19 protein-coding genes are annotated in these 23,581 nt (G+C 71.6%); 4 read left to right on the forward strand and 15 right to left on the reverse strand.

What is annotated here, in order from left to right:
* Window positions 1-73: 73 nt before the first annotated feature.
* The 8 genes from ACFVT1_RS23290 to ACFVT1_RS23325 all read right to left on the reverse strand — a co-directional run bounded on the left by ACFVT1_RS23290 (window position 74) and on the right by ACFVT1_RS23325 (window position 11,089).
* Complete coding sequence (locus ACFVT1_RS23290; protein ID WP_389798516.1) at window positions 74-1,096, reverse strand: Gfo/Idh/MocA family oxidoreductase; 1,023 nt, start codon at window positions 1,094-1,096, stop codon at window positions 74-76.
* Window positions 1,093-2,220, reverse strand: a complete 1,128-nt coding sequence (locus tag ACFVT1_RS23295) for a DegT/DnrJ/EryC1/StrS family aminotransferase (protein ID WP_389798518.1) — start codon at window positions 2,218-2,220, stop codon at window positions 1,093-1,095. Before ACFVT1_RS23295 ends, ACFVT1_RS23290 begins: the two co-directional genes overlap by 4 nt.
* Window positions 2,221-2,229: 9 nt before the next feature.
* On the reverse strand, window positions 2,230-4,044 hold the full coding sequence (locus tag ACFVT1_RS23300) for a stealth family protein (protein ID WP_389798520.1): 1,815 nt from the start codon (window positions 4,042-4,044) through the stop codon (window positions 2,230-2,232).
* A 314-nt stretch (window positions 4,045-4,358) separates the two neighbouring features.
* Complete coding sequence (locus ACFVT1_RS23305; RefSeq protein ID WP_389798522.1) at window positions 4,359-6,488, reverse strand: 3-hydroxyacyl-CoA dehydrogenase NAD-binding domain-containing protein; 2,130 nt, start codon at window positions 6,486-6,488, stop codon at window positions 4,359-4,361.
* On the reverse strand, window positions 6,485-7,711 hold the full coding sequence (locus tag ACFVT1_RS23310; protein WP_389798525.1) for a thiolase family protein: 1,227 nt from the start codon (window positions 7,709-7,711) through the stop codon (window positions 6,485-6,487). The genes ACFVT1_RS23305 and ACFVT1_RS23310 overlap by 4 nt, the downstream gene beginning before the upstream one ends.
* A 366-nt stretch (window positions 7,712-8,077) precedes the next feature.
* The gene (locus tag ACFVT1_RS23315; protein WP_389798527.1) at window positions 8,078-9,352 is read right to left on the reverse strand and encodes an HRDC domain-containing protein; all 1,275 of its coding nucleotides are present in this window, start codon (window positions 9,350-9,352) and stop codon (window positions 8,078-8,080) included.
* Window positions 9,353-9,472: 120 nt separating this feature from the next.
* On the reverse strand, window positions 9,473-10,135 hold the full coding sequence (locus ACFVT1_RS23320; RefSeq protein ID WP_024488613.1) for a response regulator transcription factor: 663 nt from the start codon (window positions 10,133-10,135) through the stop codon (window positions 9,473-9,475).
* Window positions 10,136-10,429: 294 nt separating this feature from the next.
* The gene (locus ACFVT1_RS23325) at window positions 10,430-11,089 is read right to left on the reverse strand and encodes a DUF3000 domain-containing protein (protein WP_389798529.1); all 660 of its coding nucleotides are present in this window, start codon (window positions 11,087-11,089) and stop codon (window positions 10,430-10,432) included.
* A gap of 91 nt (window positions 11,090-11,180) precedes the next feature.
* On the opposite strand from ACFVT1_RS23325, the gene hemE reads away from it, so the two are divergent.
* Complete coding sequence (hemE, locus tag ACFVT1_RS23330; protein ID WP_389798532.1) at window positions 11,181-12,254, forward strand: uroporphyrinogen decarboxylase; 1,074 nt, start codon at window positions 11,181-11,183, stop codon at window positions 12,252-12,254.
* Between the two features lie 28 nt (window positions 12,255-12,282).
* On the opposite strand, the gene ACFVT1_RS23335 is transcribed toward hemE, so the two are convergent.
* Window positions 12,283-13,671, reverse strand: coding sequence for an FAD-dependent oxidoreductase (locus ACFVT1_RS23335; RefSeq protein ID WP_389798535.1), 1,389 nt, complete (start codon window positions 13,669-13,671; stop codon window positions 12,283-12,285).
* Between the two features lie 37 nt (window positions 13,672-13,708).
* A complete protein-coding gene (locus ACFVT1_RS23340; protein ID WP_389798536.1) occupies window positions 13,709-14,701 on the reverse strand; it encodes a DUF4349 domain-containing protein in 993 nt (330 codons plus the stop codon).
* A gap of 127 nt (window positions 14,702-14,828) precedes the next feature.
* Here ACFVT1_RS23340 and hemG point away from each other — a divergent pair, with 127 nt between their 5' ends.
* Together hemG and hemQ are read left to right on the forward strand one after the other, a co-directional pair.
* Entirely contained in the window at window positions 14,829-16,316 is a 1,488-nt protein-coding gene (hemG, locus tag ACFVT1_RS23345) for a protoporphyrinogen oxidase (protein WP_389798539.1), read from the forward strand.
* Between the two features lie 4 nt (window positions 16,317-16,320).
* Window positions 16,321-17,034 carry a hydrogen peroxide-dependent heme synthase gene (hemQ, locus tag ACFVT1_RS23350; protein WP_389798541.1) on the forward strand — a complete coding sequence of 238 codons (714 nt, stop codon included), beginning with the start codon at window positions 16,321-16,323 and terminating at the stop codon, window positions 17,032-17,034.
* Window positions 17,035-17,207: 173 nt separating this feature from the next.
* On the opposite strand, the gene ACFVT1_RS23355 is transcribed toward hemQ, so the two are convergent.
* From ACFVT1_RS23355 to ACFVT1_RS23375, 5 genes are all read right to left on the reverse strand, one after another.
* Window positions 17,208-18,008 (reverse strand): TIGR04222 domain-containing membrane protein, encoded by an 801-nt coding sequence (locus tag ACFVT1_RS23355; RefSeq protein WP_389798544.1) that lies wholly within the window; start codon window positions 18,006-18,008, stop codon window positions 17,208-17,210.
* 98 nt (window positions 18,009-18,106) lie between these two features.
* On the reverse strand, window positions 18,107-19,174 hold the full coding sequence (locus ACFVT1_RS23360; protein WP_389798546.1) for a TIGR04222 domain-containing membrane protein: 1,068 nt from the start codon (window positions 19,172-19,174) through the stop codon (window positions 18,107-18,109).
* Window positions 19,175-19,181: 7 nt separating this feature from the next.
* Window positions 19,182-20,522 (reverse strand): DUF692 family multinuclear iron-containing protein, encoded by a 1,341-nt coding sequence (locus ACFVT1_RS23365; protein ID WP_389798549.1) that lies wholly within the window; start codon window positions 20,520-20,522, stop codon window positions 19,182-19,184.
* A gap of 245 nt (window positions 20,523-20,767) precedes the next feature.
* Entirely contained in the window at window positions 20,768-21,832 is a 1,065-nt protein-coding gene (locus ACFVT1_RS23370; RefSeq protein ID WP_389798552.1) for a serine hydrolase domain-containing protein, read from the reverse strand.
* 205 nt (window positions 21,833-22,037) lie between these two features.
* The gene (locus tag ACFVT1_RS23375; RefSeq protein ID WP_389798555.1) at window positions 22,038-22,826 is read right to left on the reverse strand and encodes a peptidyl-tRNA hydrolase; all 789 of its coding nucleotides are present in this window, start codon (window positions 22,824-22,826) and stop codon (window positions 22,038-22,040) included.
* A gap of 72 nt (window positions 22,827-22,898) precedes the next feature.
* Between ACFVT1_RS23375 and ACFVT1_RS23380 the strand changes: the two genes are divergently transcribed.
* Complete coding sequence (locus tag ACFVT1_RS23380) at window positions 22,899-23,576, forward strand: AIM24 family protein (RefSeq protein ID WP_389798558.1); 678 nt, start codon at window positions 22,899-22,901, stop codon at window positions 23,574-23,576.
* Window positions 23,577-23,581: the final 5 nt, after the last annotated feature.

The following is a 23,581-nucleotide window of genomic DNA, read 5'->3' on the forward strand; positions in this document are numbered from 1 at the left end:
TGCGTCTTCAGGACGCCGGAACGACTGCGTCGGGCCCGGGGCCTGCTGGACAGGACCCCGGGCGCCGGGCGCGTCAGACGGAGGCCAGCGGCCGGCCGGGCGTCAGATCGACGGCGGTCCTGCTCGCGGCCGCCGAGAGTACGGCTTCGGCCACCGCGACCGTCCCGGTGGCCTGCTCCAGCGTCACGATGCCGGCCTCCTTGCCGAGCACGGCGTCCCGGAAGGTCTCGTGCTCGACCAGCAGGGGTTCGCGCTTGACGATCGCGTACCGTGTCACGTTCCCCTCGGAGACGCCCCGGAACTGCCGCAGTCCCTCCCACTCGGTGGGCTGCGAGCCGTTCGCGTAGAACCACAGGTCCGCGGTGAGGGTGTCGGCCACGAAGCAGCCGTGCTCACCCGTCACGATGGTGACCCGCTCCTTGAGCGGGGACAGCCAGTTGACGAGGTGACTGGTGACGGCTCCGCCCGAGAGGTGTCCGACGAACGCCACCATGTCCTCATGCGCCCGGCCGCTGCGCGAAACGGTTGCCGAACTCACCGACTCGTAACGGCTGTTGGTCAGCCAGGCAGTCAGGTCGATGTCGTGCGTGGCCAGGTCGTACACCACGCCGACGTCCGCGATCCGGGCCGGGAAGGGTCCCTGGCGTCGCGTCACCACCTGGTAGATGTCGCCGAGTTCGCCCAGATCCAGCCGGGTGCGCAGCTCGCGCAGGGCCGGGTTGAAGCGCTCGATGTGACCGACACCGGACACCAGGCCGCGCTCCTCGAAGGCCCGGCTGATCGTCTCGGCCGATCGCACCGAGGGGGCGATCGGCTTCTCGATGAGCACGTGGACACCGCGTTCGGCCAGATCGAGGGCGACTTCTTCGTGCAGGGCCGTGGGGCAGGCGACGACCGCGTAGTCGATCCCTTCGGCCGCCAGCTCGGCCACCGAGCGCACCACGGGCACGCCCGAGGGGGCGCTGCTCGGGTCGGCCACCGGGTCCGCCACGGCGACGAGTTCGACGCCCTCCAGACCGTGCATGACGCGGGCGTGGTTGCGGCCCATCGAGCCGAGGCCGATCAGTCCCGCCCGCAGCGGCTTCTGCGTGCTCATGCCCGGCCTCCCACGACCTCGTTGACGGTGGCGATCAGGTGGTCGAGCTCCTCCGGCGCAAGCATCGGATGGACGGGTATGGAGAGCGCCTCCGAAGCGGCCCGCTCGGTCTCGGGCAGCTCGCCGACGGCGTATCCGAGCACCTTCTCGCCGGTCGCGAAGGGCGCCAGACGGTGCACCGGAGTCGGGTAGTAGACGGCGTTGCCGATGCCCCGCTCCTGCAGTTCGCGCGATACCGCGTCGCGGTGCCCGCCGCCCCCGGCGCCGACCCGGATCGTGTACTGGTGATAGACGTGCTCCGCCCCTTCCGCGACCGGCGGGGTGACCACTGCGCGCAGACCGGCGTCGAGGGCGGCCGCGTTGGCCCGGCGCTGCCGCGTCCAGGTGTCGAGACTGCGCAGCTGCACGCGGCCGATCGCGGCGGCGACATCGGTCATCCGGACGTTGAAACCGACGATCTCGTTGGCGTACCGCTGCTCCATGCCCTGGTTGCGCAGCAGACGGAGGGTCCGGGCGACTGCGGCGTCGCCCGTGGTGACCATGCCGCCTTCGAGGCTGTGCATGTTCTTGGTCGGGTAGAAGCTGAAACAGGCGGCCGCGCCGAAGGCGCCCACCGGCGTGCCGTCCAGCGAAGCGCTGTGCGCCTGCGCCGCGTCCTCGACGATCGCGAGACCGTGCCGCTCGGCCAGCGCGGTGAACCGGCCCATCGCGGCCGGATGCCCGTAGAGGTGCACGGGCATGATCGCCGCCGTGCGCGGGGTGATCGCGGCCTCGGCCGCCTCGGGGGAGAGGCAGAAGCTGTCGCGCTCGATGTCCGCGAAGACCGGGGTGGCGCCGACCAGGCGGACGGCGTTCGCGGTTGCCGCGAAGGTGAAGGACGGGACGATCACTTCGTCGCCGGGACCGATGCCGAGCGCCATCAGCGACAGGTGCAGCGCGCTGGTACCGGAGTTGACCGCGACGCAGTGCCGGCCGTCGACGAACTTCGAGAACTCCTCCTCGAAGGCGGCGACCTCGGGGCCCTGGGCGACCATGCCGCTGCGCAGTACGCGCACGGCGGCCTCGATCTCGTCCTCTCCGATCACCGGAGCTGCTGCGCGGATCACGCGCTGGTCATTGGTCATCGTTCCACTTCACAAAGGTCGGGGTGCTGGGTGTTGCTCAGAGCTGCCGGTGTCCAACCGGTTCGCGGGAGGCCGTGGCGAGCCCGGTCCGGGTCGCTCGTAGGGGCTGGGTACGGGGAAGTAGCCCTCCAGGAAGGTCTTGAGCATCGACGTGCGGGCCTCCGCCGTGTCGGGGTCGTCCACCGTGTCGTTGATGCAGAAGGTGTGGTAATCGCGCTGGGCGAGCAGGCGGTTCAGATGCCGTCCGGTGTTCGGCGCGGCCAGGTCCAGATAGGTGTAGCGGATCTTTCCGGTCACGGAACGGCTCGTCTGCTGCCCGTAGTAGTGGTGCAGCGAGGAAGTGATCGACAGGTCGCCGGAACTGCGGAACCGCGAATGCTGGGTCAGCCGGTGCTCGGCCGCGTACCGCTCTTCGATCTCCTGGAGGATGTCGCGGCGCAGCGAGTGCGGCACATGCTTCATCTTCCTTGTCAGTACCCGGTCGAAGGTCCCGGCGATGACGACGCGGTTGTTCTTCGCGGCGATCTCCGACGGCGGGTCCTGCGGGGAGGGCGGGGTCATCGGGACCAGCGCCTTGGAGGGGAAGTACTTCGAGAGCCCATTGGCGTGGAAGAACTCGCCCGGTGTGACGCTGCGGCCGAGGAAGACGTCGTCGTTGAAGTACAGGAAGTGGTCGGAGAGGCCGGGAATGTGGTGCAACTGGCTTTCGATGGCATGCGAGTTGAAGGTCGGCAGCGCGGTGGCGTCGGTGAAGATGTCGCGGTGGTGGACGACCTTCACACCGGGGTGGTCGCTGTTCAGCCACGCCGGCACCTGGCCGTCCGTGACCAGGTAGATGGTGCGCAGCCAGGGGGCGAACTGGTGCAGCGAACGCAGGGAGTAGCGCAGTTCGTCGCGGCTGGTGAAGCGGGCGGCGCTGACGGCCTGCTCGTGGTAATCGGTACGGCCCAGGGCGGTGGCCCTGCGGCGGATCCACTCCGGGTCGGCTCCGTCCACCCAGGTGTAGACGGCGTCCACCGGGAAGGTGACTTCGTCCGGGAGGGAGAGCGTGAACTCCGACCGGGTGTCCACCTGCGGCGGGGTGCCCACAGCGCCGCTGATCGGTCCGGTGAAGTGGCTGACCGGTACCTGCACGGCACTCTCGGCGGCGACCACGGCCGTGGCGGTGAGGTTGGGGACGGGGGCGATCAGCAGGCCGTTGTCCTCGGCCCAGAACTCGATGACACAGGCGTGGTTGGGCCCCAGCGTCCAGCTTCCCGAGGGGTCGGTGAGCAGCCACCAGATCCGCAGAATCGTTTCTTCATCGAGCTGCGACCAGGAGCCCCGCTGATCCGCGTACAGCGGACGGCCCCCCGTCGCGCCGCCCGCGAGCAGCGCGCCCTCGGCGAGCGGGCTCACCCGCAGCGCTCGTTCGGCCCGGGGCCGTTCGCTCGCGGGGACCGCGACGGCGGTCATCGTGACGGAATTGCCGCGCACGCAGAAGTGCGGGATGCCGTGGCGCTCCAGGACCTCGCAGACGCGCAGGAGGTTGGTGGCGCGCGCGACGGAGGCCGTCAGGCCCTCGGTGATCTCGGCGGCCCGTACCTTGCGCCCGGACCAGACGAGTCGCACGCCGGTCCGGCGTGCGTCCCGGCGGAGCCGCTTGCCGAGCCGCAGGGCCAGGTGCTTGCGCAGGCCGCGCGAGGCGCTGCCCAGGCCCGCGAGGCGCCGCTGCAGAAACAGCCGGCTGTCCGCCGGGAAGATCCTCACGAGCCGCCGTCTGAGCGCATGGGGCAGGAGGCGTCTGTAGAAGCGCACCAGTGAAGAGGCCTCGGGATTACCCATCGCTCGACTACCTCATGCTCCCCCGCTCTGCCTCTGGCCGAGCGACCACTACCGGTGACAACGGCACGCCCGTCTGCTCGATCCGGCGGAGTGTGGGGGTGGACGTCCACCGTTCAGTGCTGCCGAGTGAAACAAACGTGTCGTAGAGGTGAAGATTAACAAGAATCTAAGGTTGAGTCTGCAAGTAAAAGGTTCCGATCCGGCTACGTTTCGGACTTTTGGTACGCGAAAGCGGGCCGTACGAGAGGTTCGTACGGCCCGTCAGGGTTCCGCTTGTGCACTTTTCGTGAAGCCGTGTCAGTTGACCGGTCGCACTACGCCGGAACGCTCGCCACGCCCGGTTCGAGGAACTTCTTGCCGTTCACCCGCTCCGAGACGCCCTCGCGGTCCAGGTACGGCGTGATGCCGCCCAGGTGGAAGGGCCAGCCCGCGCCGGTGATCAGGCACAGGTCGATGTCCTGGGCCTCGGCGACGACGCCCTCGTCCAGCATCAGACCGATCTCCTGCGCGACCGCGTCCAGGACGCGGTCGCGGACCTGCTCCTCGGACAGGACGGCGTCGCCCTGCTTGAGGAGTGCGGCGACCTCCGGGTCCAGCTCCGGCTTGCCGGAGTCGTAGACGTAGAAGCCGCGCTTGCCGGCCTTGACCACGGCGGCCAGGTTCTCGGAGACCGTGAAGCGGTCCGGGAAGGCGCGGTTCAGGGTCTCGGAGACGTGCAGGCCGATCGCGGGGCCGACCAGCTCCAGGAGCACCAGCGGGGACATCGGCAGACCGAGCGGCTCGATGGCCTTCTCCGCGGTCTCGACCGGCGTGCCCTCGTCGATGATGTTCTGGATCTCGCCCATGAAGCGGGTGAGGATGCGGTTGACGACGAACGCCGGGGCGTCCTTCACCAGCACCGCGGTCTTCTTCAGCTTGCGGGCGACGCCGAAGGCCGTGGCCAGCGAGGCGTCGTCGGTCCGCTCGCCGCGCACGATCTCCAGCAGCGGCAGGATCGCGACCGGGTTGAAGAAGTGGAAGCCGACGACCCGTTCGGGGTTCTTCAGCTTCGACGCCATCTCGGTGACCGAGAGGGACGAGGTGTTGGTGGCGAGGATCGCGTGCGCCGGGGCGACCGCCTCGACCTCCGCGAAGACCTGCTGCTTGACGCCGATCTCCTCGAAGACGGCCTCGATGACGAAGTCGGCGTCGGAGAAACCCTCCGCCTTGTCCAGCACACCGGAGACCAGGGCCTTGAGGCGGTTGGCCTTGTCCTGGTTGATGCGGCCCTTGCCGAGCAGCTTCTCGATCTCGGCGTGGACATAGCCCACGCCCTTGTCGACGCGCTCCTGGTCGATGTCGGTCAGCACGACCGGCACCTCCAGACGGCGGAGGAACAGCAGCGCCAGCTGCGAGGCCATCAGACCGGCACCGACGACGCCGACCTTGGTGACCGGGCGGGCCAGGGCCTTGTCCGGAGCACCGGCCGGGCGCTTGGCACGCTTCTGGACCAGGTTGAAGGAGTAGATCCCGGAGCGCAGCTCGCCACCCATGATCAGGTCCGCGAGGGCCTGGTCCTCGGCGTCGAAGCCGGCGCTCAGGTCGCCGTTCTTCGCCGCGGCGATGATGTCCAGCGCGCGGTACGCGGCCGGAGCCGCACCGTGCACCTTGGAGTCGGCGACGGCCCTGCCCCGGGCGACGGCCTGGTCCCAGGCGTCGCCGCGGTCGACCTCGGGGCGCTCCACCGCGACCGTGCCGTTCAGCACCGAAGCGGTCCACACCAGCGACTGCTCCAGGAAGTCCGCGCCCTCGAAGAGCGCGTCCGCGATCCCGAGCTCGAAGACCTGCTTGCCCTTGAGCTGGCGGTTCTGGTTCAGCGAGTTCTCGATGATGACGGAGACCGCGCGGTCGGCACCGATCAGGTTCGGCAGCAGCGCGCAGCCGCCCCAGCCGGGGACCAGGCCGAGGAAGACCTCGGGCAGCGAGAACGCGGGCAGCGCCTTGGAGACGGTGCGGTACGAGCAGTGCAGACCGACCTCGACACCGCCGCCCATCGCCGCGCCGTTGTAGTACGCGAACGTCGGGACGGCGAGGCCGGAGAGGCGGCGGAAGACGTCGTGGCCGCCCTTGCCGATGGCCAGCGCGTCGTCGTGGTTCTTCAGCAGCTCGACGCCCTTGAGGTCGGCGCCGACCGCGAAGATGAACGGCTTGCCCGTGATGCCGATGCCGACGATCGTGCCCTCGGCGGCCTCCTTCTCGACCTGGTCGATGGCGGCGTTCAGGTTCGCCAGCGACTGCGGTCCGAAGGTGGTCGGCTTGGTGTGGTCCAGGCCGTTGTCCAGCGTGATGAGGGCGAAGCGGCCCGCACCCGCGGGGAGGTCGAGGTGGCGTACGTGCGCCGACGTCACGACCTCGTCCGGGAACAGCTCGGCCGCACCCTTCAAAAGCTCAGCGGTGGTGCTCACTTGCTGCCTCCGGCGTCCTTGTGGTGCGGGTTCTCCCAGATGACCGTGGCGCCCATGCCGAAGCCGACGCACATGGTGGTGAGGCCGTAGCGGACCTCCGGCTGTTCCTCGAACTGGCGGGCCAGCTGCGTCATCAGACGCACGCCGGAGGAGGCCAGCGGGTGGCCGTAGGCGATGGCGCCACCGTACTGGTTGACGCGCGCGTCGTCGTCGGCGATGCCGTAGTGGTCCAGGAAGGCAAGGACCTGGACGGCGAACGCCTCGTTGATCTCGAAGAGGCCGATGTCCTCGATCGACAGGCCCGCCTTGGCGAGGGCCTTCTCGGTCGCCGGGATCGGCCCGTACCCCATCACCTCGGGCTCGACGCCCGCGAAGGCGTAGGAGACCAGGCGCATTTTGACCGGGAGGCCGTTCTCGCGGGCGAAGTCCTCGGAGGCGATGATCGAGGCGGTCGCACCGTCGTTGAGCCCCGCGGCGTTGCCGGCGGTGACCCGGCCGTGGGGGCGGAACGGGGTCTTCAGACCCGCCAGGGACTCCAGGGTCGTGCCCGGACGCATCGGCTCGTCGGCGGTGACCAGGCCCCAGCCGGTCTCGCCGCCCTCCGGGTTGGTGCGGCGCACCGAGACCGGCACCAGGTCCTGCTGGATCTTGCCGTCGGCGTATGCCTTGGCGGCCTTCTCCTGCGAGCGGACCGCGTACTCGTCGGCACGGGCCTTGGTGATCTGCGGGTACCGGTCGTGCAGGTTCTCCGCGGTCATGCCCATGAACAGGGCGGACTCGTCGACCAGCTTCTCCGACACGAAGCGCGGGTTCGGGTCCACGCCCTCGCCCATCGGGTGGCGGCCCATGTGCTCGACACCGCCGGCGACGACGACGTCGTACGCGCCGAAGGCGATGGAGCCGGCGGTCGAGGTGACGGCGGTCAGGGCGCCCGCGCACATGCGGTCGATGGAGTAGCCGGGGACGGACTGCGGCAGCCCGGCCAGGATTCCGGCGGTACGGCCCAGCGTCAGCCCCTGGTCACCGATCTGCGTGGTCGCGGCGATGGCGACCTCGTCGATCTTCGCGGGGTCCAGGTCCGGGTTGCGGCGCAGCAGCTCCCGGATGGCCTTCACGACGAGATCGTCGGCGCGGGTCTCGTGGTAGATGCCCTTCGGGCCCGCTTTGCCGAACGGGGTGCGGACGCCGTCGACGAAGACGACGTCCCGGATGGTACGAGGCACGGTGGCTCTCCTCCAGGGTGCGGGATGGCACTGCTGCGGGGCACGCCCACGGGTGTGCCGCTTCCCTCATGCTACTTGCGGGTAACCAGACTGCCCACCCCTTCCGACGGGAGCGGCGAAGGTCACATGTGGGCGGGAAGGCAGCGAGGACCGTTTCGTCCTCAAACGCCGGACGGGCCGAAGTGCCGCCCGCCGGGTGTACCGGCCGGGCGGGCCGTCAAAGGCGGCCCGGAGGGCCGGCCGCGCGCCGCGCCGGAAACGGCGATCGCCGGACGGGGCGGAGAGAACAGCCCGTCCGGCGATCGAGGACACGGTCCGACCCGGGCCTCGCAACCTGGCGTGAATACGACCCCCGGCGGCGAACCCTCAGGCCACCGACGCCAGCGCGCGGTACAGCAGCGGGGCCACCTGTTCGATCTGCCAGCGCCGCGCTCCGTACCCGGTGAGGGCGGATTCGATCGTGTCCGGGGTCGGATGCTTGGGCGGCTCCCAGCAGACCCGGCGCACCGTGTCCGGAGTGATCAGGTTCTCCTGCGGCATGTGCAGCCGTTCGGCGAGCTCCGACACCGCGGTGCGGGCGGCCGCGAGCCGGGCCGCTGCCGCCGGGTCCTTGTCCGCCCAGGCGCGGGGCGGCGGCGGACCGGCGAGGGTCTGGCCGGGCTGCGGCAGCTCCGAATCCGGCAGCGCCTTGGCCCGGTCGATGGCCGCCTGCCACTGCTCCAGCTGACGGCGCCCCATGCGGTGACCGAAACCGGGCAGCGCGGTCAGCGCGTGCGTGTTCGGCGGGAGGGCGAGCGCGGCCTCGACGATCGCGGCGTCGCCCAGCACCTTGCCGGGGGAGATGTCGCGGCGCCGGGCCACCTGGTCGCGGACGGTCCACAGCTCCCGTACCACCGCCATCTGGCGGCGGCGGCGGACCTTGTGCATGCCGGAGGTGCGGCGCCACGGGTCCTTGCGCGGGGGAGCGGGCGGCGCCGAGGCGATCGCGTCGAACTCCTCCCGCGCCCACTCCAGCTTGCCCTGCCGGTCGAGCTCGCCCTCCAGGGCGTTGCGCAGATCGATCAGCAGCTCCACATCGAGCGCCGCGTAGCGCAGCCAGGGATCGGGCAGCGGACGGGTGGACCAGTCGACGGCGGAGTGGCCCTTCTCCAGCGAGTACCCGAGCACGCTCTCGACCATGGCGCCGAGTCCGACCCGCGGGAAGCCGGCCAGCCGTCCGGCCAGCTCCGTGTCGAAGAGCCCGGTGGGCATCATCCCTATTTCGCGCAGGCAGGGCAGGTCCTGGGTGGCGGCGTGCAGGATCCATTCGCTGCCGTTCAGCGCCTCTCCGAGCCCCGACAGATCGGGGCAGCCGACCGGGTCGATCAGCGCGCTGCCCGCGCCGTCGCGGCGCAGCTGTACGAGGTAGGCGCGCTGGCCGTAGCGGTAGCCGGAGGCGCGCTCGGCATCGACGGCCACCGGGCCGGAGCCCGCGGCGAAGGCGGTGATCACCCGGGCGAGGGCGTCATCGGATGCCACCACCGGGGGAATGCCCTCACGAGGTTCGAGCAAGGGGATCGGCGCCGGGGCGACGTCGTCCGGGGGGGCGCCCCCGGTGGTTCGCAGTGAAGTGTCTGCTGCGGTCTCTTGGGCGTCGGTCACGTGTCAAGGGTATCTGTGTATGTACGGCGCCCGTCGACGGAACGTTCCGTCGACGGGCGCCGATGCATGCAAACCAGCCGGTCCGTATCGCTGCGCGGAGCCGCGCCGGAGGTGCGGGCGTCAGTGGATGATGCCCGTTCGCAGGGCGACGGCGACCATTCCTGCGCGGTCTCCGGTGCCGAGCTTGCGGGCGATGCGGGCGAGGTGGCTCTTGACGGTCAGGGCGGACAGGCCCATGGAGACACCGATGGCCTTGTTGGACTGGCCTTCGGCGACCAGCCGGAGGACCTCGACCTCGCGGCCGGACAGTTCGCGGTAGCCGCCCGGGTGGCTCGGGGTACCGGGGGGACGGCGGTGCATACGGGCGGCGTTGGCGCCGATGGGGGCGACGCCGGGACGGGTGGGGTGGCCGATATTGGTTCGGGTGCCGGTGACGACGTACCCCTTCACGCCGCCCGCGAGGGCGTTGCGTACGGCGCCGATGTCGTCGGCGGCGGAAAGGGCGAGACCGTTCGGCCAGCCGGCGGCTCGGGTCTCGGACAACAGGGTCAGCCCGGAACCGTCGGGCAGGTGGACGTCGGCTACGCAGATGTCGCGTGGATTGCCGACGCGGGGACGGGCCTCCGCGATGGACGACGCCTCGATGACGTCACGTACTCCGAGTGCCCACAGATGGCGGGTGACGGTGGAACGGACGCGCGGGTCGGCCACGACGACCATGGCCGTCGGCTTGTTCGGGCGGTAGGCGACCAGGCTTGCGGGCTGCTCTAGGAGAACGGACACCAGGCCTCCTGGGAAGTGGCGGGACGGGCCGGCTCGGGGATGAAGCCGGGGCGAACCGTGCTTGAAGGGTCATTGACCTCTTCGGCAGCAGACCCGTCCTCCTTTAGAGGAAGATCACGATTTAGTGAGTAACAATTCGGGCAAATCGGACATGCGATCGATTGTACGAAAAGAACGCCGGTAATACTGCGATTTTCGTGACGCAGTGTTACCGGCGTGGGGAAAGCTTCGTGGGAGACGGGAGACGGGGAGGGGAGATGGGCGGCGGGGGATGGGAGAGAGGGGGGAGGCGTCTCAGGGAGCCTGGGGGCCGCGACGCTGGGGGAGTGTCACCACGGCCCCGTCGGCGGGGTCCGACGGCGGCAGGCCCGCGATCTGGCACAGTAGATCCCCCCACGCCATCAGATGCGCCGCCGTGTCCGGCACCCCGCCCCGGCCCTCGCGCGGCGTCCAGGACGCCCGGATCTCGATCTGCGTCGCCGGGCGCCGGGTCGCCAGCGCGCCGAAGTAGTGCGACCCCGCCCGGGTCACCGTGCCCCCCGCCTCCCCGTACGACAGACCGCGCGCCTCCAGCGCACCGGTCAGCCACGACCAGCACACCTCCGGCAGCAGCGGATCGGAAGCCATCTCCGGCTCCAGTTCGGCCCGTACCAGCGTCACCAGACGGAAGGTCCCCTGCCAGGCCTCGTGCCCCGCCGGGTCGTGGAGCAGCACGAGACGGCCGTCGGCGAGGTCCTCCTCGCCCTGGACCACCGCGGCCTCCAGGGCGTACGCGTGCGGAGCGAGCCGCTTGGGCGGCGGCGTCGACTCCACCTCCAGCTCGGGGCGCAGCCGCGCCGAGTGCAGCGCGTCGACCGCCGACCGGAACGCGGGCGGGACGGAACCACCCTCCGTGCTGTCCTTGCTGTCAGCGCCATCGGTTTGATCGGAGAACTGTCCCTGAGCCGGAGCCATGCGGGGAAGAGTAGGCGGAACCGGAGCCTCGCGCAGGGAGGGACACCCGGCCGGGCCCGGCTGCTTACGGCTTCGTGCGAAGATTCCAGGTGTGAGTGCCAACGATCGCCCCACGGGCCAGCAGACGAAGACCTCCGCCACCCATGAGTCGGCGTTCCTGAAGGCGTGCCGCCGCGAGCCCGTGCCGCACACGCCGGTCTGGTTCATGCGCCAGGCGGGGCGTTCGCTGCCGGAGTACCTGAAGGTGCGCGAAGGCATCCCGATGCTCGACTCCTGCATGATGCCGGAGCTGGTCGCGGAGATCACCATGCAGCCCGTGCGGCGCCACAAGGTGGACGCCGCGATCTACTTCAGCGACATCGTGGTACCGCTCAAGGCCATCGGGATCGACCTCGACATCAAGCCCGGCGTCGGCCCGGTCATAGCCGAACCGGTCCGCACCCGCGCCGATCTGGCCCGGCTGCGCGACCTCACGCCCGAGGACGTCCACTACGTCACCGAGGCCATCGGCCTGCTCACGGCCGAACTGGGCGCCACCCCGCTCATCGGCTTCGCGGGCGCGCCGTTCACCCTCGCGAGCTACCTCGTGGAGGGCGGCCCGTCCCGCAACCACGAACACACCAAGGCCCTGATGTACGGCGACCCGCAGCTCTGGGCCGACCTGCTCGACCGGCTCGCCGAGATCACCGGCGCCTTCCTCAAGGTGCAGATCGAGGCCGGTGTATCGGCCGTCCAGCTCTTCGACTCCTGGGTGGGCGCGCTGGCCCCCGCCGACTACCGGCGTTCGGTGCTCCCCGCCTCGGCGAAGGTCTTCGAGGCCGTCGCCCCGTACGAGGTCCCGCGCATCCACTTCGGTGTCGGCACCGGTGAACTCCTCGGGCTGATGGGCGAGGCGGGCGCGGACGTCGTCGGCGTCGACTGGCGGGTTCCGCTGGACGAGGCCGCGCGCCGGGTCGGCCCCGGCAAGGCGCTCCAGGGCAACCTCGACCCCGCGGTGCTGTTCGCCCCGACGGCCGCGGTGGAGGAGAAGGCCCAGGAGGTGCTGGACGCGGCCGCCGGCCTGGAGGGCCATGTCTTCAACCTGGGCCACGGCGTGATGCCGTCGATGGAGCCGGACGCCCTGACCCGGCTCGTGGAGTACGTGCACGAGCGGACCGAACGCTGAGGGGACCGGGCCGCCGGGCGCCGCGCACTCAGGCGGTGCCCGCCCGCCGCAGGGCCGTCACCGCCTTGCGGGCCGCCACCAGGACCGGGTCCCAGACCGGTGAGAACGGCGGCGCGTAGCCCAGGTCCAGGGCTGTCATCTGGTCCACCGTCATCCCGGCGGTGAGCGCCACGGCCGCGATGTCCACGCGCTTGGCGGCCCCTTCCCGGCCCACGATCTGCACGCCGAGCAGCCGCCCCGTGCGGTACTCCGCGAGCATCTTCACCGTCATGGGCCGCGCCCCCGGGTAGTAGCCCGCCCGGCCCGTCGACTCGATCGTCGCCGTGACGAACCGCAGGCCCACCGCGTGGGCGTCCTTCTCGCGCAGCCCGGTGCGGGCGATCTCCAGATCGCACACCTTGCTCACGGCCGTGCCCACCACTCCCGGGAACGTTCCGTAGCCGCCCGCCACGTTGGCCCCGATGATCTGGCCGTGCTTGTTGGCATGGGTGCCCAGCGCGATGTGACGGGTGCGGCCCGCCACCAGGTCGAGGACCTCGACGCAGTCGCCGCCCGCCCAGATGTTGCCGTGCCCGACGACCCGCATCGACAGATCGGTGAGAAGTCCGCCGTGCGGGCCCAGCGGGAGGCCGACGGCGCGCGCCAGCGTCGTCTCCGGCTCCACACCGATACCGAGCACCACCACGTCCGCCGGGTAGGAGGTGTCGCCCGTGGCGACCGCGCGGACCCGGCCGTCCGGGCCGGTGTGGATCTCGGTGACCTCGGCCCGGTTGACCGTGGTGATGCCCAGGCCGTCCATCGCGTCGTGGACCAGCCGCCCCATGTCGGGGTCGAGCGTCGCCATCGGCTGCTCGCCGCGGTTGAGCACGGTCACCTCGAAACCGTGCTTCAGCATCGCCTCGGCCATCTCGACGCCGATGTAGCCCGCCCCGACGACGACCGCCCGCCTGCGCCCCGGCGCCACCCGGTCCAGCGACTCCAGCAGCGCCTGCCCGTCGTCCAGCGTCTGCACCCCGTGCACTCCGGGCGCATCCATGCCGGGCAGCGCCGGGCGCACCGGCCGGGCCCCCGTCGCGATCACCAGCTTGTCGAAGTCCGTCCAGTACGTCTCACCGGTCTCCCGGTCCAGGGCCCGCACCCGCTGCCCGGCGACATCGATCTCGGTGACCTCGGTGCGCATCCGCAGCTCGATGTCGCGGGCCCGGTGCTCCTTGGGCGTACGGGCGATGAGATCGTCCCGCTCCGCGACGTCACCGCCGACCCAGTACGGGATGCCGCAGGCAGAGTACGACGTGAAATGGCCCCGCTCGAAGGCGACGATGCCCAGCTCGTCGGGGCCCTTGAGCCTGCGGGCCTGGGACGCGGCGGACATGCCCGCCGCGTCACCACCGATGACCACCAGTCGCTCCGCCGTCATGTCTGGTCCCTTCGACACCGAGTCCGAAGGGACCACGCTACGACGCCGGAGGAGTGGCCGAGGGCCCCGACGGCCCCGACGGCTCGGGCGACCGCGGTGCGCCGCGTCCACGCAGCCGGTTGCGCAGCAGTCGCCCCAGCAGCAGGAGTACGGCGACCGCGACCAGGAACGGGGCCGCCGCGCCCACCGCCACCGCGAGCCACCGCAGCATCGTGACGAAGGCGTGCCAGCCGCCGCCGAGCGCGTCCAGGAAACCGGGGTCGTCGTCACCGCCGTCCTTCGCCGCCGGCTCCGGCTCGGAGAGGTCGAGGGTGATCGTGGCGAGCGCGGTGCGGTCCTTGAGCGACGCCTGCTGGGCGAGCAGCGACTCCAAGGACGCCTGGCGGCTGCTCAGTTCGCCTTCCAGCGCGACCACGTCGGTGAGGTTGCCGGCCCGGTCCATCAGCTTGCGCACCCGCGTCACACTCGCCCGCTGGGTGGTGATCCGGCTCTCCACGTCGACCACCTGGTCGGTGACGTCCTTGGCGGACGACGTGCGCGACAGCAGCTTCCCGGCGCCCGTGAGCTCCCGCAGCACCGCGTCGTACGCGTCCTGCGGAACACGCAGCACGATATGTGACATTTCACGTGTGTCGTCGACCCGCTCGGTCTCCTCGCCGGCCACCAGACCACCCGCGTTCTCCGCCGCCGAGCGGGCGGCCGCGGCGGCCCCCGGCACGCTCTTCACCTCCACGGAGAGCGTGACGGTACGGATGACATGGGTGCCGGCGGGCAGGCCGCCGGACGTCTTCCGCTCCGCCGGCGCGCCACCGGCCTCCTTCGGGCCCTGTGCCGCCTTGCCGGCCCCCGAGTCCGCCGCGCTGCGCTCGCCCGCGGAGAGCGCCCTCTTGCTGTCGCCGGAACCCGAATCGCTCGCGCCGCCGGAGGCGCTGCAGCCGCTGAGCGCGAGGAGCCCGGCCAGCAGCCCGGCGGCCAAGGCTGCGCGTGAACGGCGGGTGGCCGGGCGGCCGGAATTCCGGTCTGTCTGCATAACTTCTCCCCCGGGGCGGGTGGTTGATGGTGCCGGTTCGACGTACGGGGCGGGGGAGAGGGTTGCCCGATACCGGTTTCGAAGCGGTCACGTTCAGGACTCGGACGAGGTTTGAGAGAGTGGGGGCATGCAGCGTTCAATCAACCGCGCGGACACAGGTACGGGTCATGTCGTCGTCATCGGCGGTGGCATCGCCGGTCTCGCCGCCGCCCACCGGCTTCTCGGGGCAGGGCTTCGGGTAACCCTCCTGGAGGCCACCGACCGGCTCGGCGGCAAGCTCATGACCGGTGAGATCGCGGGCACCCGGGTCGACCTGGGCGCCGAGTCGATGCTCGCCCGGCGCCCGGAGGCGGTCGCCCTGGCACGCGCCGTCGGGCTCGGCGACCGTCTCCAGCCGCCCGCCACCGCCACCGCGTCGGTCTGGACGCGCGACGCCCTGCACCCCATGCCCAAGGGCCATGTGATGGGAGTGCCGGGCGACCCGGCGGCGCTCGGCGCCGTGCTCTCCCCGGAGGGGCTCGCCCGCATCGCGCAGGAGCGCGACCTCACCCCGACCGCTGTCGGCGACGACGTCGCGGTCGGCGCGTACGTCGCCGACCGGCTGGGCCGCGAGGTCGTCGACCGGCTCGTGGAACCGCTGCTCGGCGGCGTGTACGCGGGCGACGCCTACCGGATCTCGATGCGCGCCGCCGTGCCGCAGCTCTTCGAGGTGGCGCGGGAGGGCGGCTCGCTGCTCGACGGCGTCCGGCGCATCCAGGAGCGGGCCGCGGCCCGGCAGCAGACCGGACCGGTCTTCCAGGGCATCGACGGCGGCATCGGCACCCTCCCGTACGCGGTCGCCGACGCCGTGCGCGCGGCGGGCGGCGAGATCCTGACGGCCACCCCGGTGCTCGGCTTGACCCGTACCACCGACGGCTGGGACGTCCGCACGGACGCCCGGGTGATCGCCGCCGACGGCATCGTGCTGGCCGCGCCCGCCTGGTCCGCCTCCACCCTGCTCGCCGCCGAGTCCCCGGCGGCCTCCGCCGAGCTCGCCGGGGTCGAGTACGCGTCGATGGCCCTCGTCACCATGGCGTTCCGCCGCTCCGACGTGGCCGCCACCGGCGCACTCGACGGGCGCTCCGGATTCCTGGTGCCGCCGGTGGACGGCCGCACCATCAAGGCCTCCACCTTCTCCACCCACAAGTGGAACTGGGTCGCCGACTCCGCCCCCGACCTGTTCTTCCTGCGCACCTCCGTCGGCCGGTACGGCGAGGAGGACCACCTGCACCGCGAGGACACCGAACTGGTCGACGTGTCGCTGCGCGATCTGGCGGCGGCGACCGGACTGGCCGCGAAGCCCGTGGACACCGAGGTCACCCGGTGGATCGGCGGACTGCCCCAGTACCCCGTGGGACACCTCGCCCGGGTCGCCCGGATCCGCGACGAGGTCGCCAAGCTGCCCGCCCTGCGGGTGTGCGGAGCCGTCTACGACGGCGTCGGCATCCCGGCGTGCGTCGCGAGCGCCCACCGGGCCGCGGACGAGATCGCCCGCGACATCGGGGGCGGGCCCGGGGAAGAGATCATCGCCACGTCGACCCTGGTTCAGGGCACTCGGAGCGAGGCGGGACAATAGCCGTATGAGTGCGCCTGAGAAGATCCCCAACGCCGGTAAGAAGGCCAAGGACCTCAACGAGGTCATCCGCTACACGCTGTGGTCCGTCTTCAAGCTGCGCGACGTCCTGCCCGCGGACCGTGCCGGTTACGCCGACGAGGTCCAGGAGCTGTTCGACCAGCTCGCGGCGAAGGACATCACCGTCCGCGGCACCTACGACGTCTCCGGCCTGCGTGCCGACGCCGACGTCATGATCTGGTGGCACGCCGAGACCGCGGACGAGCTGCAGGAGGCGTACAACCTCTTCCGGCGCACCAAGCTGGGCCTGGCGCTGGAGCCGGTCTGGTCGAACATGGCGCTGCACCGCCCCGCCGAGTTCAACAAGTCGCACATCCCGGCGTTCCTGGCCGACGAGACGCCGCGCAACTACATCAGCGTCTACCCCTTCGTGCGTTCCTACGACTGGTACCTGCTGCCGGACGAGGACCGCCGCCGCATGCTCGCGGACCACGGCAAGATGGCCCGCGGCTACCCCGACGTCCGGGCCAACACCGTTGCCTCCTTCTCGCTCGGCGACTACGAGTGGATCCTCGCCTTCGAGGCCGACGAGCTGTACCGCATCGTCGACCTGATGCGTCACCTGCGCGCCTCCGAGGCGCGGATGCACGTCCGCGAGGAGGTCCCGTTCTTCACGGGACGCATGAAGTCGGTCGCAGACCTGGTGGCCGGGCTCGCGTAGCGAGCGGGCTCCGACCACCCCAACCCGGAAGATCAGACGGCGGGCACCCGGCGCGTTTCCGCGCCGCCCGTCGTTCCAGCGACACCGGGTTCGGCTCCCGGTGCGGCGCGCGTTCCGCGCGCCGCACCGGCGTCTTTTCCGCACGCGTTCCCCCGACGGCGGAACGGGAAGCCCTACGGGCCCGGGACGGCGGGCCCGCCCCCGAGCGCGGCCCGGAGCGCCGGATCGGTCACGGCGCGCACACCCCGTACGGCGACCGCCGCCAGGACACCGTGGTCCATGTCCGCCGCCGGACTCTCGTACCCGGCCAGCAGCCGCTGACCGGCCGGTGAGGCCCAGGTGCTGCTGTACGGACGGACCTCCATCCGGGCTATGGCCAGACAGCCCAGGGTCAGCGCGAGCGGCGGCCCGAACCAGACCGGCAAGGACATCACCGGGCCTCCGGGGCCGCCCACCTGACCGGGTATCAGCAGCGCCGCGGCGCCCGTCGCGGCCACCAGCAGCGCCGCGCCACGCACCGCGCGGACCGCGGCGGCGACCCCGTCCCCGGCGCCACCGGGCGCGGCCAGGCCCGCGGCCACGAGCCGGTCGGCGAGCGCGCGCACGGCGTCGGCGGTGGCCGCGGCCGCCCGTACCGGCGGAATCGGGGACTGGCCCTCCGGGCCGATGGCGCGTATCACCGCGCGCTCCATCTCGTCCCGGCCCTCCGGGTCCACGACCGTCGCCCACCCGGTGTGGGCGAGCAGCAGCCGCCTGCGCAGATGCATGGTGACCAGCGTCAGGTCGACCACCCGGTGCGGACCGCCGGACAGGAAAGCGGTCTCGTACAGGGTCAGTTCATGACCGTCCGCCGCCCTCCGTACGGCGTCCGAAGACGCCTCGGGCAGCAGCCCCGCGCGAGCGGCCACGAGACAGAGCCGGATGCACGAGACGACCGCCGCACCCCATGCGACCAGCAGCAGAACCCAGATCATGACGGATTCCTACGCTGGCCGGGCGGGGGAACGCCACGGCCGGTTCACCATGTGGACGGTTCGGCGGCCCGCGCCCAGGAGCGGGTCGCCGCCGCCGCTCAGGAACTGCTGCCGCAACTGGACCCTCCACCGCAGCTGGAACTGCTGCCGCCGGAGCAGCTGGAACCGCTCGAACCACCGCAACCGGAACCGCTCGACCCGCCGCAACCGGACGCCGAGCCGCAGCCCGACCCCGCACTGCATCCGCCGCCGCCCCCTCCGCTGCTGCCGCCGTCACCGGAACTTCCGCAGCTGCCGCTGCCGGTGCCCGTATCGGCACACCACACCGCCGGTGCGAGCAGCAGGGCGGAGGAGTCCGCGGACGGCCCCGAGGAGGCCCCGGCGGACCGGCCCGATCCGCGCACCGCCGGGCGCATCCGCGCCGCCGCGATCAACTGCGCCCGGAGTACGGGATCGGGGAGGGCGCGCAGTCCGTGCGTCGCCACCAGATGGGCCGGCTGCGGGTCGTGGGCACGGGTGGTGCGGTACGCCTCGGCCGCCCGCCGTCCCGCCCTGGTGACGCGGCCCCGGGCGACGCTCGCGCAGATGAAGCCGGTCAGGAAGCCGATCACCAGGGCCGGGAAGACCTTGAGAGCGAACGGTACGGAGGAGAACAAGTCGCCCTCGTCGTCGGCCACGGCCTGTGTCACCGTCACCACGACGGCGAGCGGCACGGCCAGCAGGCAGCTCAGACCCTGCGCGACGCCCCAGCGCCGCCACATGCGGCTCGCGGCGGGAGAGGCCAGCAGACCGCGGGCCGCGAGCCCGTCGCCGATCTCCTGCACCGCGGGATGCCGCATCACCGCGTCGCGCAGGGTGTGCAGCGCGCCGCTGGGGGCCAGGGCGTGTTCCTGGAGCACCGCGCGCTCCACCGGGTCACGGGCGTCCGTCTGCTGGACGGCGACGATGCCGGGACCGCCGATGACGAGCCGTCCGTCCGTCTGCATCGCGGTGAGCGCGGTGTCCACCACCCGGCCCGGACCACCGTTCAGGAAGGCGGCCTCGAAGAGGTCGTGGACGGAGCCGCCGGAGCTGCGGCGGGCGCGCGTGAGCCCCACGACCAGGAGGACCGAGGAGGCCACGACGCAGGAATCCACCAGCAGGGCGAGGGCGTTGATGCCGATCATCGTCCGGTCACTTCCCGATCAGGGCCGCGCGGGCCGCTCGTATCAGCCGGGTGGAGCGGCGCGGCGGCCGGGCGGCTGCCCGGTCCTGCCACCAGTGCGTCAGCCGGCGCCGTGCCGCGTCGTCGGCGGGCCGGCCCGCGATCAGCAGCCCCTCGGCGAAGTCCAGCGCGTCGCGCCGGTATCCGGCGGACATCGGACGGTTCCTGGCATACGTGAGGAAGGCGTCCCGGTATCCGTCACCGAGGATCTCCGGCAGTTCCGGTGCCACCTTGGCGACGACCCCGGCCCGTTTGGCCGCCAGCGCCCGGCTCTGGATCCCGAGCCGGCGGTGGTCGAAGCCCTGCGGGGCGGGGGTGCCGGCGACGAGGGCGGAGAGCAGCGCGGTCTGGGCGACCGCGACCCGGTCGCGCGCGGAGTCCGGGGACGCGGCGCCTCGGGGGCGCACTACGGGCCTCGCGGCGGGCGCGGGCCGGCCGGCGTTCGGGACGGTCCGCGCGGTGTGCGCCCGCGCGTCCGCATTCGGGGCGGTCGCCCGGTCCAGCGTGGCGCGGATCGTGGTCAGTTCGCCCGCCAGTTCCCCGGCCGGCGGGAAGTCGTCGTCCCGTTCCAGGAGGACGCCGGGCGGGTCCACCCGGGAGCGGAGCTCGGCGAGGACATCGAGCACGGGCTCGGTGACCGGGTGGGCGTGGGTGTCGTGCCAGACTCCGTCCCTCTCGACGCCTCCCGCCACATGCACGTACGCGATGGCCTCCACCGGCAGCTCGTCGAGCGCGGTGGCCGGGTCCTCGCCGCGGTTGACGTGGTTGGTGTGCAGATTGGCGACGTCGATCAGCAGCCGGACCCCGGTGCGCTCGACGAGTTCCGCGAGGAACTGCCCCTCGGTCAGCTCCTCGTCGGGCCAGGAGATCAGCGCCGCGATGTTCTCCAGCGCCAGCGGCACCGGCAGCGATTCCTGCGCGATCCGCACGTTCTCGCACAGCACGCCCAGCGCGTCCCAGGTCCGGGGTACGGGCAGCAGATGGCCCGCCTCCAGTCCGGGCGAGGCGGTGCGCGGCCCGCCGGCCCGTACGAACGCGATGTGCTCGGTGACCAGCGGGGTGGCGAGCAGTTCGGCACGGGCCGCGAGATCCGCGAGCCGGCCGGCGTCGGGGCGCTCGGCCCCACCGAGGCCGAGCGAGACGCCGTGCGGGACGACGGTGACACCGCGCTCCCTGAGCCGCACCAGCGAATCGGGCAGATGGCCGGCGCAGATGTTCTCCGCGACGGCCTCCACCCAGTCGATCCCCGGCAGCGCCTCGACGGCGTCCGCGATCTCCGGCCGCCAGCCGATGCCGATTCCCAGCTCCATGCCGCCCCCTCCTCCGCTCGGTGCAGGGCTCATGGCCCCGGCGAGCGGTGGTGAACCCGAAGACGAGGACGTTCAGAGGTTGATTTGAGGTTCCCGATCCGGGGAGGTCAGGGCGTCGCCGCCGGCTCGCGCAGCCGACCCGGCGCCGCTCCGTCGCGCGGCGCGGGACGGCCGGCGAGCACCCCGGCCGCCGTACGTCCGAGGCACAGGTCCTCATGCGTCCGACGGCCCCCCACAGGCGCGGTTCAGCGGCAGAGCGCCGTGTCCACGACGCTCTCGACATGCTTCATGGCTGCCTTGTCGGTCGGCTGGATGGTCACCGCGACGTTCGCGGCGCGGCCCTTGGCGGTGACTCCGCCCCGGGTCTCGTATCCCGGGAAGCTGCCGCCGTGGCCCCAGTAGACACCGCCGCACGACAGCGGCATGCTCACGAGCCCCAGCCCGTAGCGGGCGCCCGGGCCGAAGTACTCGGCGGGGACGGTGGTGCGCATCTGGGCGAGCTGGGCCGGCGGGAGCAGGCGGCCGGCCAGGAGCGCGGTGAAGAACTGGTTGAGATCGGAGTTGGTGGAGACCATCTGGCCCGCCGCCCAGGCCCAGGAGGGGTCCATCTCCGTGACGTCGCGCAGGGGCGCGCCCGCCGAATCCCTGTCGTAGCCCTTGGGATGGGGCTCTCGGAGGGTCGTGTCACCGGGGGCGGGGAAGTAGGTGTGGCGCAGCCCGATGCGTGTGATGATGCCCCGGTCCAGCTCCTCGGCGAGGGGCCGGCCGGTGACCTTCTCGACGATCAGGCCGGCCAGCACGTAGTTCGTGTTGCTGTACTCCCATTTCTTCCCGGGGGCGGAGCGGGCCTCGTGCCGGAGGGCGATGCCGAGGAGTTCGCGGGGTTCGTAGTGCCGTAGCTGAAGGTCGTACTCGGTGTAGTTGGGAAGTCCGCTGGTGTGCTGGAGGAGGTGGCGGACGGTGATGCGGCGTCCGTCGATCCCCTTCCCGCGCACGAGGCCCGGCAGATAGGTGTCGACCGGGGCGTCGAGGCGGATCTTCCCCCTGCCGACCAGTTGCAGCACGACCACCGACGTGAACACCTTGGTGTTGCTGCCGATCCGCACCTGTCCGTCCTCGGGCACCTTCGAGCCGGTGGCCAGGTCGCCGACGCCCGCGGTGTAGGTGCGGGTGCGGCCTCCGCGGTCCCTGACGCTCGCCAGCGCGGCGGGCATGCCGTCGGACTTCACAAGTGCGTTCAGGCCCTGCTGGACGGTGTCCGGACGGGCGGTGTCAGACACCGCGGGCGGTGCCAGGGCAACCGTCGTCATGAGGCCGACGGCCACGGCGGCAGCAGCCGGCACGGCTCTGCGCCGACCGCCCCGCTGCCGCCTGGAAGAACGAAATTTTTGCCATGCCTGCTCACGCACGAGCCAACCCCTCGGAATTGCCGGACAACCAGCGAATATGCCGGGTCCAGCATTTCCGGAGGCGGCCGCCCGGGGCGATCCTGCTACCCGCCCGCTCCAGGTGGGGCTAGCCCCCGAGGCGCTCAGCCGATGGGGAGAGGGAACCGGCACGGTGGGCCCCCTCCACCACGACCGTTTCCCCCGGGGCGATCTCGGTGAACCCGGCGTCACGCACCACCGGACCTCCGCTCACCATGAGTTCCCGCCACCGGCCCGCGTCCGGAGTGGCGACGGAGAGCGGGAAGCCCGCCTCGCGCCACGCCTTGCGCTCGGTGTCCGAAAGCTCCCACCAGGCGAGCTGCGCACCGTGCCCGACCTGCGCCATCGTCTTGCCCGCCGACATGGTCAGCTCCGGATTCAGCCACAGCACCGGGCCCGCGGGGTCGGGTGCGGCCGGCGGCTCGGGGTCGTCCAGATCCGTCCCCGAGACCTGAAGCTTCGCCAGCTCCTTCGGCCAGCCGTCCAGGGGCACCGGCGGGAAGACCCGCACCTCGGCGCTCTCGCCCGTCACCGTGATGCCGGGCAGTGCGCACGCCTTGCGCCACTCCGCGCCGCGCGCCCGTCGTACCACCTTGCGGATCCGGGCGTCCTGCCAGTCCCGCATCGCCCGCGCCCACTCGCCCTCGCCGACCGAACGCTCGTCGGAGAGCATCACGAGCACCGCGCGGGCGGCGGTCCGCAGTGCGTCGGTACGGGCCGGGGGAGCCGTCTTCTCGATGTGCACGACCAGCGGCAGTACGTACTGCGGCGCCTCGTCGCGACTCGTCGGCTCGGTCCTGAAGGGGCTGTCCGCCGCAGGGGAGCAGGGCGTCGCCGGATGTCCGGACGGGGATACGGGGGTGTCGTTCTCGCTCACTCGTCCCAGTCTGCCAGCCGCCCGGCAAACCCTTCTTGGCGGAATGAACCGCTCCGGGTGAGGATGCACCGCATGAAGAGCGATCTCTTTTCCAGCGAGAACATGGCGCAGCAGGCAACAGCCCCGGGGATGACGCTGCAGAACGCCAAATCCATCAAGTACGCCGTCAACGGCGAGATGCACGCCCGGCAGGGATCGATGATCGCCTTCCGCGGCGATCTGCAGTTCGAGCGCAAGGGGCAGGGCCTCGGCGGCATGCTCAAGCGCGTCGTCACCGGCGAGGGGCTGCCGCTGATGGCGGTCCGCGGTCAGGGCGAGGCCTGGTTCGCGCACGAGGCCGCCAACTGCTTCATCGTGGACATGGAACAGGGCGACGTCCTCACCATCAACGGACGCAACGTGCTCTGTTTCGACCCCACGCTCTCCTACGAGATCAAGACCGTGAAGGGCGCCGGGATGACCGGCGGCGGACTCTTCAACAGTGTCTTCACCGGATACGGCAAGCTCGGCCTGATGTGTGAGGGCCACCCCATCGTGATACCCGTCACGCCCCAGCAGCCGGTCTGCGTCGACACGGACGCGGTGGTCGGCTGGAGTGCCCACCTGACCACATCGCTGCACCGCTCGCAGAGCTTCGGATCGATGGTGCGCGGCGGTTCCGGAGAGGCCGTCCAACTGCGGCTGGACGGGGAGGGATTCGTGATCGTGCGGCCCAGCGAGGCCAAGCCCGAGAAGGCGTCCGCCAACTGAACCTG

The organism is Streptomyces sp. NPDC057963 (assembly GCF_042887155.1).
GTDB lineage: Bacteria > Actinomycetota > Actinomycetes > Streptomycetales > Streptomycetaceae > Streptomyces.

What these genes read in the sequence shown, in the direction of transcription:
- ACFVT1_RS23380 (WP_389798558.1), top strand. Translation starts at nt 22,899, where the DNA reads ATGAAGAGCGATCTCTTTTCCAGCGAGAACATGGCGCAGCAGGCAACA.
- ACFVT1_RS23295 (WP_389798518.1), bottom strand. Translation starts at nt 2,220, where the DNA reads ATGACCAATGACCAGCGCGTGATCCGCGCAGCAGCTCCGGTGATCGGA.
- hemG (WP_389798539.1), top strand. Translation starts at nt 14,829, where the DNA reads ATGCAGCGTTCAATCAACCGCGCGGACACAGGTACGGGTCATGTCGTC.
- ACFVT1_RS23360 (WP_389798546.1), bottom strand. Translation starts at nt 19,174, where the DNA reads ATGATCGGCATCAACGCCCTCGCCCTGCTGGTGGATTCCTGCGTCGTG.
- ACFVT1_RS23290 (WP_389798516.1), bottom strand. Translation starts at nt 1,096, where the DNA reads ATGAGCACGCAGAAGCCGCTGCGGGCGGGACTGATCGGCCTCGGCTCG.
- hemQ (WP_389798541.1), top strand. Translation starts at nt 16,321, where the DNA reads ATGAGTGCGCCTGAGAAGATCCCCAACGCCGGTAAGAAGGCCAAGGAC.
- ACFVT1_RS23340 (WP_389798536.1), bottom strand. Translation starts at nt 14,701, where the DNA reads ATGCAGACAGACCGGAATTCCGGCCGCCCGGCCACCCGCCGTTCACGC.
- ACFVT1_RS23325 (WP_389798529.1), bottom strand. Translation starts at nt 11,089, where the DNA reads ATGGCTCCGGCTCAGGGACAGTTCTCCGATCAAACCGATGGCGCTGAC.
- ACFVT1_RS23335 (WP_389798535.1), bottom strand. Translation starts at nt 13,671, where the DNA reads ATGACGGCGGAGCGACTGGTGGTCATCGGTGGTGACGCGGCGGGCATG.
- ACFVT1_RS23300 (WP_389798520.1), bottom strand. Translation starts at nt 4,044, where the DNA reads ATGGGTAATCCCGAGGCCTCTTCACTGGTGCGCTTCTACAGACGCCTC.
- ACFVT1_RS23370 (WP_389798552.1), bottom strand. Translation starts at nt 21,832, where the DNA reads ATGACGACGGTTGCCCTGGCACCGCCCGCGGTGTCTGACACCGCCCGT.
- ACFVT1_RS23365 (WP_389798549.1), bottom strand. Translation starts at nt 20,522, where the DNA reads ATGGAGCTGGGAATCGGCATCGGCTGGCGGCCGGAGATCGCGGACGCC.
- ACFVT1_RS23355 (WP_389798544.1), bottom strand. Translation starts at nt 18,008, where the DNA reads ATGATCTGGGTTCTGCTGCTGGTCGCATGGGGTGCGGCGGTCGTCTCG.